Raw genomic sequence first — 10035 nt, forward strand, 5'->3', positions numbered from 1 at the left:
CGCGCCATGGCCCGGTCAGTCGACCACGATGAAGACGCCGCGTTCCATGGCGTCGATGGTGCTTCCTTCGGCGCTGGGCCCGGTCATGATGACATAGCCGACGATCTCTTCGCCGTTCGGCCCCGCGAACTTGCCGCCCCAGTTGCCGGTTTCCAGCGGGTCGCCCGCGCTGTCAAAGGTCGTGGTTGTCCCCTCGGCGACAGTGCCGTCCGAGCCAATCGAAGTCTCGTTCAGGGAAATGCCCGGCAAGGTGCCGATCACGGTGCCGGCCGTGTCCAGAAGCTCACGACCGGAAACCGTCCCCAGGATCGCGCCGTCCACGTCGAAATCCAGCAAGTCGACGATCAGCGTCGCGTTGCCCCGGGTCAGGAAGAGGTCGTTGCCGGCGTTCTCGTCCAGCACGCGGATGCCCGCGTAATTGCCGGTATAGACCAGCTCGCCGCGCAGGACCGGAAGCCTCACATTGCCGCCGTTGGTGGCGACCATCGTTCCGCCGTGTCCGAATTCCGCGTAGTCGCCGGTGCCCGCCGCGCCCGCGCGGGTATAGGTGCCTTCGGCATAGACCGCCATGTATTGAAACTGCCCCGTCTCGCCGGTGCTCTGGCTTTGGTAGACCCCAAAGCCCGGAACGGTCACGATGCCGGTGTCGGCATAGCGCCCGTCGACCCCGTCGAAGGGGAGGTTGTTGATGATGATTTCACCGGTGGCGGCGTCAAAGACAAGATTGTTCATCTCGCCCTTGTAGGTCTCGTTGACGTTTGCAGAGGCCCCGTCATCCGTGTCCGAGCCCGGCCCCGTCAGCGGGTTGGTCTCATTGCCGCATGCGGCCAGAGCCAGGGCAATCAGCCCCATGCCGAAAAAACGCTTCATGCTGTCCTGCCTCGTGTGCTTTTTTGTTTGGACTTATCAATCCATTATGCGCCGAAGTTGTCAACTTTTCGGTGAATCGCACCGTTTTTTTGCGAAAGGGTGTGGTTTTGGCGCCCTACGAGCGTTAGGCGTTGGGTCCGAAGCGCCCCCCATATATAGTCTCCTGTACCACATGCATGCTGGAGATTCGAAATGCCCCTGACCCCCGAACAGAAAGCCGAGATCGACGAACAGCGATCGCAGCCGAACCAGACCCTGCGGGTGGTCAGTGAAGGGATGGAGGCGCATCTTTACAAGGCGCATGAGGTGCTGGATCACGGGCTGGTGCGGGTGATCGACTATATGGGCGACGATTCAGCGATCTGCCAGGCCGCGCGGGTCAGCTACGGCAAGGGCACCAAGAGCGTGTCCAATGACGAGGGGCTCATTCGCTACCTGATGCGCCACTGGCATTCGACCCCCTTCGAGATGTGCGAGATCAAGCTGCACGTGAAGCTGCCTGTATTCGTCGCGCGCCAGTGGATCCGTCACCGCACCGCCAACGTAAACGAATACTCGGCCCGATATTCGATCCTGGACCGCGAGTTCTACATCCCCGCCCCCGACCAGGTGGCGGCACAGAGCGAGGTGAACAACCAGGGCCGCGGCGCGCTGCTTGAAGGTGCGGACGCCGCCCGCGTGCTGGAAATCCTCAAAGCCGACAGCACCCGCGCCTATGACAATTACGAGGGCATGATCAACGACCAGGGCCTGGCGCGGGAACTGGCGCGCATGAACCTGCCCGCCAATGTCTACACCCAGTGGTATTGGAAGGTGGACCTGCACAACCTGTTCCACTTCCTGCGCCTGCGCGCCGACCACCACGCGCAATACGAAATCCGCGTCTATGCCGACGCCATCTGCAAGATCGTCGCCGACTGGGTTCCCGCCGCATACAGGGCGTTCGAGGATTACCGCCTGGGGTCCGTGACCCTGTCCGCGCAAATGGTCGACTGCGTGCGCCGGATCGCGGCGGGCGAGAAGGTCAGCCAGGACACCAGCGGCATGTCCGCGCGGGAATGGCGCGAGTTTCAGGATGTGCTGGAGGGCGCGTAACGCAAGCGTTGGGGCTAAAACCCCATCGCGCATCTGCGGTGACGAAGAAGCTGGAGCCGTGCAGCGGCGACGCGCCCGGATGTCCTACAAAAAAGGCCGCCCGAATGGGCGGCCTTTCGCAACTTTCAGAGCTGAGCTCAGTCGACCAGGGTAAGATCCACCGCCGATTGGCGGCCATCGCGGCCTTCCTGCAGCTCGTAGCTGACCTTCTGGTTATCGGCCAGGCCGGTCAGGCCCGAGCGTTGCAGGGCCGAGATGTGCACGAACACGTCCTTGCCGCCTTCTTCGGGTGCGATGAAGCCGAAGCCTTTAGTTTCGTTAAACCATTTCACGGTGCCAGTGGCCATTCCGTCATTCCTTCTGTTGTGCCGCCCACGGTGTTGCGACGGCCTGGTAGCGCAGCGGTATCGATCCGGCTGCTTGGTAGAGGAGACGGTAGATAGTCGGTGGTACACGACACACATGGTCTCACGGGATCGATATTGCAAGAAAAATGTAACCGTCAGGAAGTCCTGATGTCAGATGCCAGGGGGCGTCCGTCGCGCCCCTCGCTCAATTCGTATTCGACTTTCTGATTGTCGGCGAGCCCCGTCAGCCCTGATCGTTCGACGGCGGAAATATGGACGAAAACGTCCTGCCCGCCATCATCGGGTGCAATAAACCCGTAGCCTTTTGTCGTGTTGAACCATTTCACTGTGCCGCTGGGCATGTGAACCTCCCTAAGTCGTTGTTGCAGCCGTATCTTCAAACTTTCCGGCTGCCCCGATAGAAGGAGGCGGAGTTCGTGAATTGGCCTTATCGTGGGCGCAATTTTGAAACGGATGGTCGGAAAAGCAAGTGAAACTATCATGACGCGGGGGGAGAGATGCGAATCTGGGGCCTGAAATCCTGTGATACCTGCCGAAAGGCAGTCGGGGAGTTGGCGGTGGCGGGGCACAGCCCTGCTTATGTTGACGTGCGCGCGGACGGGGTGGAACGCGCTGATCTTGAGCGGTTTTTCGCCGAGTTCGGCGAGGCGCTGGTCAATCGCCGCTCGACCACATGGCGCGGGTTGAGCGAGGCGGAGCGTGCAGGCCCACCGGTTGAGCTTCTTTCCGCTCATCCCACGCTGATGAAGCGGCCGGTGATCGAGGCAGATGGCGTTCTGACCCTTGGCTGGGGCGCGGATCAGCGGGCCCGGTGGTTGGAAAAACCCGTCTGAGCCCCCATCTGGCAGGGGAACGAGCAGGAGAATTATCATGCGAAATGCGGCGCTTGTGCTGGGCATCATTGCCGGGGTCTGGGGCATGCTGGTCGGGTTCTTCGGGTATGGCTATACCGAGTTCATCGACCATTTCGGCGAAATCCCGGATCTGGCGGAACAGGTCGACCACCCCGAGCGCGTCCGCCTGTTCGCCCTGATCGCCCCGGTTCTGGCGATTGCCGGCGGGGCGATGGCGCGTTCGGCTGCGCAAATTGGCGGCGGGTTGCTGCTGGCGTCGGCGGCGGGCATGTATTTCGCCTTTGGTTACGGCGTCTTTACCATGTTCCCGATTGCCATGGCCGGGCTGGGCGGCGTCCTGGCCCTTGCCGCGCGCCAGCCGGACCCGCACTGAGCCCCGGAAAGCCAAACGCGGCCGGGAAGGACGCTCCCCGGCCGCGGCACTGGTATTGCGCTCCTGAGCTGGAGGCGTACTGGTTACATCTCGGAGGCCTTGTGGCGGGTCAGGATACGGTCCAGCGACAGCGGCCCCGCGCCCTTGACCACCAGCACGGTCAGCGCGGTGATCCAGAACAGGCGCTGGTCCAGGACCACCCCGTCGGGCAGGCGGTCGAACCAGGCGCCCAGGGTGGCAAGGTGATCGATGCCGCCATGGCCGTAGAGGTCGGTCAGGCTCTGCACCACGATGAAACCGATCATGCCGATCGCGGCAAGACGGGTGGCAAGGCCGACCAGCAAGAGGGCGGGCAGGAGGAACTCGGCCAGGGTTCCGGCTGTCACCACGGCCCGGTGAAAAAGCCCGAGTTGTGACAGGTCATATCCAACCGCCTCCATCGTCCTGGGGAAGATCTGTGCATAGGCGCCAAGAGAGGGTTGCACCACGCCGAGGAGGCCGTCGCCGACTTTCAGCGTGGCGCTGTGCCAGTAGTAGATCAGCAAGGTCGCCAGCACGGTGAACCGTGCCAGCGTCGGCAAGAGCCAGCCACCCTGCCGGTCGATCCGGTCAAAGACGGCATTATGCAGGGAAATCAGAGCGTTCATCGGATCATCCTTCCGTAATTCTGGCAATCGCCCGGCCTGCGACCAGCGCGCCGAGGGTGGTGGTCAGGTCAAAGTCGGGGGTGCCGCGCTGGGCGGTGGCGAGGGCCGCGCCGAAGCTGTGGGTGGCCAGTGCCTCGATGAAGTCGGCACCGCCTGCGGGCAACAGGGTAGGCAGCGGGTCGAATTCGGGCCGTGTGATCAGTACCTCCTGCGCGCCGGGCGTGGGGGCGGGGCCGTCCCGGTTGGTCGCCATCCAGACCGAATGGATCGGCCAGGGGGAGCGTACAAGCCGCGTGGCCGGGGCAAGGATCAGCCTTGCGGACATCAGCCGGTCCGGGGGCAGATCCTGCAGCGCGGCGGGATCGGCGGGGGCGGCATCCCCGGCGTGGAAGCTTTCGCGCATTGCCTGTTCCAACCGCGCGACATCGGGCAGGTAGCCCAGATGTGCAACCGGTTGGAAGCCGGACAGGAAGCGCGGAAATGTGGCCCCATATTGCGACAGGATCGGCGAGGCCGGTGGCGATTGGCGCAGGTAGACGCCAGCCATGGCCTTGAAGAATTCGTCGCCGACCAGGGCGTGAATGGTCGGGAAAGCCTGTTCCAGCGCCTCGGTTAGGCTGACCGCGACATTGTTGCGATAAACGTCGAACCGCTTGCCGGCCCCGGCGCCATGCGCATCCGAGAGGCCGGGGGGCACAGGCCGGGCGGCGTCCATCAGCCCGGCGCGGAAATCGGTCTGGGTGACAGTCATGCGGGCACCTTTTCCAGGCGGGCGGCGGCGCGGGCGGCCTCGGCTTCCAAGGTCGGCCAATCGGGCACATCCGTGTCCCATTCGATCAGGGTCGGGCGCGGCCCGGCGGCGGCAATCGTGTCGTCGTAGAGCGCCCAGACCGGGTCCGCCACGTCGCGCCCATGGCTGTCGATCAGCAGGGGGCGACCGTGGTCGTCTTCGTCCTCGTCATGCCCTCCAAGGTGAATTTCCTGAACCAGGTCAAGCGGATAGGCGTCGATATATCGGCGCGGATCATAGCCCAGGTTGGTGGCGGAAACGAAGACATTGTTCACGTCCAGAAGCAACCCGCAACCGGTGCGCGCCGCGATCTGACGCAGGAATTCGGGCTCTTCGATCGTGCTTTCCTCGAAGGTCAGATAGGAAGAGGGGTTTTCCAGCAGCATCTGGCGGCCGATGCCCTCCTGCAATTGGTCGATATGATCGGCGACGCGGGTCAGCGTGGCTTGCGTGTAGGGCAGGGGCAGCAGGTCGTTCAGGAAGGCGCCGTCGTGGGTCGACCAGGCGAGGTGCTCGGAAAACACCGCCGGGTCCAGCCAGTCGACCAGCCGCCTGAGACGGGCAAGGTGGTCGGCGTCAAGAGGGCCTTCGCCGCCGATGGACAGGCCGACACCATGTACGGAGATCGGAAAACGCTCGGCAAGATGGCGCAGCTGCGCAAGCGGGCGCCCGCCCTCTCCCATGTAATTTTCCGCGTGGATTTCCAGCCACTTGACCGCCCCGGCGTTGTGGATCAGGTCGGCAAAATGCTGCGGTTTGTAGCCCACGCCCACCCCGTCGGGCAGCGCATTGGTCTTGGCCTGGTTCGTGTCAAACATGGTGATCTTTCGAAATGGGGGGTGTCCCCGACCGGCAGGGTGGGCCGGGGACGGATGGGATCACGACTTGGGCAGGTCGCGCTCCAGCGCTTCCAGCGAGCCCATGCGGGCGCTGCCGTCGGCCATGGCCGGCAGTTCGATGTCGGCGCAGGTGCCGGCGGGAACCAGCATCCAGGCGTTGCCCTGGTAATCCAGGGTCGAGGTGCCGGCGCAGGTGGTGCCGGGGCCGGCGGCGCAGCCGTTCTGGCCAGCAAGCGAGACGCCGTAGCATTTCTCGTTGGCTTGGGCGGCGGCCGGCAGGGCATGCGCGGTCACGGCGGCGGCAACGGCACTGGCAACGGCGAAAGTTTTTACATGGTTGGTCATTCGGACATCCTCTTGTTCGTATCCAGAAATTGGCACATCGCGTCTTGCGATGCAGAAGAGGTAGTCGTTGGATCTGGTCACATGCCAATAACAGGGCTGTGTTTGACGCCGCTGTTATGGGTCTGAAACAAACGAATTCGTGAGTTGATTGCGAGCAGGTTCCGTGTCCCGGACCCGTGTCGGAGTGCTGGATTTCCCGAATTCCGGATCGTCGGCTCCGGGGCAATGCCTTGAAAACAAAAGAAAACGGCCGGAGACAGGGATCGCCGGCCGTTAACAGGTTTCGAAAGTTCGAAAACTTGCGCTGTCGTGATCAGCTCTTCAGATCGGGCGGGGTTGCCTCACCCGCCATTTGGGCAACCACCTCCGAAAGCTCCAGAACCTTCGAATGTTTCTCGCCCAGGCGGCGCATTGACACCGTGCGCTCCTCGACCTCCTTCATGCCGACGGCCAGGATTACCGGAACCTTGCCCACGGAATGTTCCCGGACCTTGTAGTTGATCTTTTCGTTGCGGATGTCGGCCTCGGCGCGCACACCGGCGGCGCGCAGCTCGGCCACGACTTCCTGCACGAAGTTATCCGCGTCCGACACGATCGAGGCGACGACCACCTGACGGGGTGCGATCCAGAAGGGCAGCCTGCCCGCGTGGCTTTCGATCAGGATGCCGATGAACCGCTCGAACGAGCCCAGCGTGGCGCGGTGCAGCATGACCGGGCGGTGTTTCGCCCCATCCTCGCCGATGTAATTGGCATCCAGTCGTTCGGGCAGAACGAAATCGACCTGAAGCGTACCACATTGCCAATCGCGGCCAATGGCGTCGGTCAGAACGAACTCCAGCTTCGGCCCGTAGAAGGCGCCTTCGCCCGGGTTCAGACCCGGTTCGATCCCGGCAGCACGGGTGGCCGACAGCAGGGCGCTTTCCGACTTGTCCCAGACCTCGTCTGCACCTGAACGTTTCTCGGGCCGGTCCGAAAAGAGCACCTTGAACTCGGCAAAACCCAGGTCGGTGTAGACCGACGAGAGGAAGTCGATGAAGAGCTTGGTTTCCTCTTCGATCTGATCCTCGGTGCAGAAGATATGCGCATCGTCCTGGGTAAAGCCGCGCACACGCATGATGCCGTGCAGCGCGCCCGAGGGCTCATAGCGGTTGCAGGAGCCGAATTCGGCCATGCGCAGGGGCAGGTCGCGATAGGACTTGAGGCCCTGGTTGAAGATCTGCACGTGGCAGGGGCAGTTCATGGGCTTGAGCGCATTGACGGTCTTTTCGCGCGCGTGTTCCTCGTCCACCTCGACGATGAACATGTGCTCCTGGTACTTGTCCCAGTGGCCCGAGGCCTCCCACAGCTTGCGGTCGACGACCTGCGGCGTGTTCACCTCGACATAGCCGCCCTTGGTCTGGGCGCGGCGCATGTAGTCCTGCAGCTGGGTGTAGATGGTCCAGCCGTTCGGGTGCCAGAAGATCTGGCCGGGCGCCTCCTCCTGCATGTGGAACAGGTCCATCTCGCGGCCCAGTTTGCGGTGGTCGCGCTTGGCGGCCTCCTCCAGCACCAACAGGTGCTTTTTCAACTCGTTCTTGTTCTGGAACGCCACGCCGTAGATCCGCTGCAGCATCGGCCGGTCGCTGTCGCCGCGCCAGTAGGCGCCGGCCACCGACATCAGCTTGAAGGCGTCGGCGGGCACCTGGCCGGTGTGCTGGAAATGAGGGCCGCGGCAGAGGTCCTGCCAATGGCCGTGCCAATACATGCGAATGGGCTGGCCCTCGGGGATCATCCCGACCAGCTCGACCTTGTAGGGTTCGTTGTTTGCCTCGTAATAGGCCACCGCGCGCTCACGCTCCCACAGTTCCGTGGTGACAGGATCGCGGCGGTTGATGATGTCCTTCATCTTGGCTTCGATTTGGCCCAGATCCTCGGGGGTGAAGGGCTCGGCACGGTCGAAGTCGTAATAGAAGCCGTTTTCGATTACCGGGCCGATCGTCACTTTCACGTCGGGCCAGATCTCCTGCACGGCGCGGGCCATGATATGGGCGCAGTCGTGGCGGATCAGTTCCAGTGCCTGCTCGGGATCCTTCATCGTGTGAAGGGCGATCTCGGCATCCGCTTCGATCGGCCATTGCAGGTCCCAGTGCTGGCCGTTCACGGTGGCGGAAATCGCCTTCTTGGCCAGCGAGTTGGATATTCCGGTGGCCACCTCGGCAGGGGTTACACCTGCGTCGAAGTCACGCGCATTGCCATCGGGAAAGGTCAGGGAAATTTTGGGGGAATCCAGGGCCATCGGCCGGTCTCCTCGTCAGTTTGGCGCCCACGGAACGCCCGGTTGCGAAACGACCCTTGATTTTATTAGGAAAAAACAGTGTTCATCACTGTTTGTGCCGGTTAGGGTCGGCTTGTCCGGCTCCACGGGAGGCATAAACCCGGTAGGCTAGGGGTGCAAGAGGTGTAGAGAATGGTAACTACTAACCATTTACTAAAAAACTCCTTCGAACTTTTACAGCCCCGTGAGGTTTCCTCCGTCCCTGAGGATATCGCACGCGTCTTCTGTTGGAAACGAACGCTCTTCAAACCGGATCTCAATAGCTGCCCTCCGTGCAGTCAGTTCGGCTTGAAGAAGGCTGATGGAGCGGGTGTCGGAACAGAACACGCCGGGAAAGGACTCTTCCTCGCTCTTGTGCGTGAAGATCAAACCGCAATTGGCGAAGCCGTCCTCATCGGGTCCGAGGCCAACCTCCTCAAGTAGGCTGTAGGCCTCATGCTCTGGGGCGTAATTGGCTGCCCACACCCCGTAAAAGCCGTCGCCAAAAGCAGGCTGGAAGGTTTCGGAATAGCAGAATTTTCCTTCATCAATCATGCGCCAATGATCCCGATGGCTCATTTTCCGAAAACTTCCTTGTCCAAATTTACGCTCGACTGCCTCGAAAGTTACCAGGCGTCTAGGAAATGGTAGGGCATCCGTGACGATCCTGAAGCCAAAATGCGAATATTGATGGACGAAAAACACACGTCGCGGTGTACGCGGTGGAACAAGAAGTGGTGCCTCGGTCCGCTCATGGTGTTCAAGTATCCTCTCGATTAAGGGCGTCAGCCCAAGGGCTGATGAACCCTGAAGAAATTCTCTTCTCGATATCATGATCGGTTTATCCGGATTAAAGGCGAGGCGACCGAATGCAAGATGACGTGCCCCTTCGTTGCCGAGTTGGCCGCATCTCCTTACGGAAGACCACCTTGCCGGGTTGTGCAGGTTGGTGGAGGCGTGAGCCTCGTTCTTGATGCGTTTTCGAGAATAGCTGGAGAGTTTATTGGGGGCAAGTTCGTGACATACCAACACTCTTCAGATTTCCGGGGCGAAGGGAGCTCTTTGGAGATATAAAACTAGCTTTGACACGGATCATTGTGGGGAAAAACACGTCGAAATAAAGTGACTGTGCACGCGTTTTCCATTGGAGGACAAGGAGTGAAAAAAATTCCCGCCTATTTGTTTAGGGCCACCAGATCGCCAGCGGCGTGAATGGCTGCGGCTGGACCTCGAATTCTTAAAGGCAACACTATGGCGCAATTCGCGCCTCTCCTGGATTGGGCTGCGGCTGGACCTCGAATTCTGAATGGCTACACTTTTGATTTTCGCAATGACGCAGGAGCCTATGCTGCGGCTGGACCTCGAATTCTGAATGGCTACACTCGGGTGACGACCATTGGCGACACCGTTCTGCTGCGGCTGATCGCCTTCAATTCGGCAATGTCATTTGGCAATTCATCGGGTGCAGTCATGCCCGATGCCATACCAAAACAAGGAGAGAATGACCCGCTCTAACGTGCCCGTGAGTCACTCCGCCGCAGCCGGGGCGGCCACCTCCAAA

The 10035-nt window shown here is 61.5% G+C and carries 13 protein-coding genes and 1 riboswitch; of the genes, 4 read left to right on the top strand and 9 right to left on the bottom strand.

The window, feature by feature from the left end:
* Positions 1 to 15: 15 nt before the first annotated feature.
* Positions 16 to 870 (bottom strand): hypothetical protein, encoded by an 855-nt coding sequence (locus tag Q1V43_RS15920; protein WP_300520175.1) that lies wholly within the window; start codon positions 868 to 870, stop codon positions 16 to 18.
* A 192-nt stretch (positions 871 to 1062) separates the two neighbouring features.
* On the opposite strand from Q1V43_RS15920, the gene thyX reads away from it, so the two are divergent.
* The gene (thyX, locus tag Q1V43_RS15925; RefSeq protein ID WP_300520178.1) at positions 1063 to 1965 is read left to right on the top strand and encodes an FAD-dependent thymidylate synthase; all 903 of its coding nucleotides are present in this window, start codon (positions 1063 to 1065) and stop codon (positions 1963 to 1965) included.
* 137 nt (positions 1966 to 2102) lie between these two features.
* Here the strand turns inward: thyX and Q1V43_RS15930 are convergent, their stop codons facing one another.
* Entirely contained in the window at positions 2103 to 2312 is a 210-nt protein-coding gene (locus tag Q1V43_RS15930; RefSeq protein WP_300520182.1) for a cold-shock protein, read from the bottom strand.
* A 155-nt stretch (positions 2313 to 2467) separates the two neighbouring features.
* Entirely contained in the window at positions 2468 to 2674 is a 207-nt protein-coding gene (locus Q1V43_RS15935) for a cold-shock protein (RefSeq protein WP_300520185.1), read from the bottom strand.
* Positions 2675 to 2830: 156 nt separating this feature from the next.
* Between Q1V43_RS15935 and Q1V43_RS15940 the strand changes: the two genes are divergently transcribed.
* Positions 2831 to 3166, top strand: a complete 336-nt coding sequence (locus Q1V43_RS15940; RefSeq protein ID WP_300520188.1) for an ArsC/Spx/MgsR family protein — start codon at positions 2831 to 2833, stop codon at positions 3164 to 3166.
* A 37-nt stretch (positions 3167 to 3203) separates the two neighbouring features.
* Positions 3204 to 3560 (top strand): hypothetical protein, encoded by a 357-nt coding sequence (locus Q1V43_RS15945; RefSeq protein ID WP_300520191.1) that lies wholly within the window; start codon positions 3204 to 3206, stop codon positions 3558 to 3560.
* Positions 3561 to 3643: 83 nt separating this feature from the next.
* Here the strand turns inward: Q1V43_RS15945 and Q1V43_RS15950 are convergent, their stop codons facing one another.
* From Q1V43_RS15950 to Q1V43_RS15975, 6 genes are all read right to left on the bottom strand, one after another.
* Positions 3644 to 4207, bottom strand: coding sequence for a hypothetical protein (locus Q1V43_RS15950; RefSeq protein WP_300520193.1), 564 nt, complete (start codon positions 4205 to 4207; stop codon positions 3644 to 3646).
* A 4-nt stretch (positions 4208 to 4211) separates the two neighbouring features.
* A complete protein-coding gene (locus Q1V43_RS15955; protein WP_300520196.1) occupies positions 4212 to 4958 on the bottom strand; it encodes a DNA-binding domain-containing protein in 747 nt (248 codons plus the stop codon).
* The gene (locus Q1V43_RS15960; protein ID WP_300520199.1) at positions 4955 to 5815 is read right to left on the bottom strand and encodes a DUF692 domain-containing protein; all 861 of its coding nucleotides are present in this window, start codon (positions 5813 to 5815) and stop codon (positions 4955 to 4957) included. The genes Q1V43_RS15955 and Q1V43_RS15960 overlap by 4 nt, the downstream gene beginning before the upstream one ends.
* A 60-nt stretch (positions 5816 to 5875) precedes the next feature.
* Positions 5876 to 6181 (bottom strand): DUF2282 domain-containing protein, encoded by a 306-nt coding sequence (locus Q1V43_RS15965; protein ID WP_300520202.1) that lies wholly within the window; start codon positions 6179 to 6181, stop codon positions 5876 to 5878.
* A gap of 313 nt (positions 6182 to 6494) precedes the next feature.
* Entirely contained in the window at positions 6495 to 8456 is a 1962-nt protein-coding gene (gene thrS, locus Q1V43_RS15970; RefSeq protein WP_300520205.1) for a threonine--tRNA ligase, read from the bottom strand.
* A 213-nt stretch (positions 8457 to 8669) separates the two neighbouring features.
* Positions 8670 to 9053: a hypothetical protein gene (locus Q1V43_RS15975; protein WP_300520208.1), complete on the bottom strand. Its 384-nt coding sequence runs from the start codon at positions 9051 to 9053 to the stop codon at positions 8670 to 8672.
* A gap of 299 nt (positions 9054 to 9352) precedes the next feature.
* Positions 9353 to 9456, bottom strand: a riboswitch (SAM-I-IV-variant riboswitch).
* A 230-nt stretch (positions 9457 to 9686) separates the two neighbouring features.
* On the opposite strand from Q1V43_RS15975, the gene Q1V43_RS15980 reads away from it, so the two are divergent.
* On the top strand, positions 9687 to 9989 hold the full coding sequence (locus Q1V43_RS15980) for a hypothetical protein (RefSeq protein WP_300520211.1): 303 nt from the start codon (positions 9687 to 9689) through the stop codon (positions 9987 to 9989).
* The last annotated feature ends 46 nt before the right edge of the window (positions 9990 to 10035 follow it).

Origin of the sequence: Aliiroseovarius sp., assembly GCF_030148435.1 — a bacterium.
In the GTDB taxonomy this organism is placed as follows: Bacteria; Pseudomonadota; Alphaproteobacteria; order Rhodobacterales; family Rhodobacteraceae; genus JASBTN01.

Excerpts from the sequence above, each read along its gene's own strand:
- Q1V43_RS15975 (WP_300520208.1), bottom strand. The coding sequence starts at position 9,053 with ATGAGCCATCGGGATCATTGGCGCATGATTGATGAAGGAAAATTCTGC.
- Q1V43_RS15920 (WP_300520175.1), bottom strand. The coding sequence starts at position 870 with ATGAAGCGTTTTTTCGGCATGGGGCTGATTGCCCTGGCTCTGGCCGCA.
- Q1V43_RS15940 (WP_300520188.1), top strand. The coding sequence starts at position 2,831 with ATGCGAATCTGGGGCCTGAAATCCTGTGATACCTGCCGAAAGGCAGTC.
- Q1V43_RS15930 (WP_300520182.1), bottom strand. The coding sequence starts at position 2,312 with ATGGCCACTGGCACCGTGAAATGGTTTAACGAAACTAAAGGCTTCGGC.
- Q1V43_RS15945 (WP_300520191.1), top strand. The coding sequence starts at position 3,204 with ATGCGAAATGCGGCGCTTGTGCTGGGCATCATTGCCGGGGTCTGGGGC.
- Q1V43_RS15980 (WP_300520211.1), top strand. The coding sequence starts at position 9,687 with ATGGCTGCGGCTGGACCTCGAATTCTTAAAGGCAACACTATGGCGCAA.
- thrS (WP_300520205.1), bottom strand. The coding sequence starts at position 8,456 with ATGGCCCTGGATTCCCCCAAAATTTCCCTGACCTTTCCCGATGGCAAT.
- Q1V43_RS15935 (WP_300520185.1), bottom strand. The coding sequence starts at position 2,674 with ATGCCCAGCGGCACAGTGAAATGGTTCAACACGACAAAAGGCTACGGG.
- Q1V43_RS15960 (WP_300520199.1), bottom strand. The coding sequence starts at position 5,815 with ATGTTTGACACGAACCAGGCCAAGACCAATGCGCTGCCCGACGGGGTG.
- thyX (WP_300520178.1), top strand. The coding sequence starts at position 1,063 with ATGCCCCTGACCCCCGAACAGAAAGCCGAGATCGACGAACAGCGATCG.
- Q1V43_RS15950 (WP_300520193.1), bottom strand. The coding sequence starts at position 4,207 with ATGAACGCTCTGATTTCCCTGCATAATGCCGTCTTTGACCGGATCGAC.
- Q1V43_RS15965 (WP_300520202.1), bottom strand. The coding sequence starts at position 6,181 with ATGACCAACCATGTAAAAACTTTCGCCGTTGCCAGTGCCGTTGCCGCC.
- Q1V43_RS15955 (WP_300520196.1), bottom strand. The coding sequence starts at position 4,958 with ATGACTGTCACCCAGACCGATTTCCGCGCCGGGCTGATGGACGCCGCC.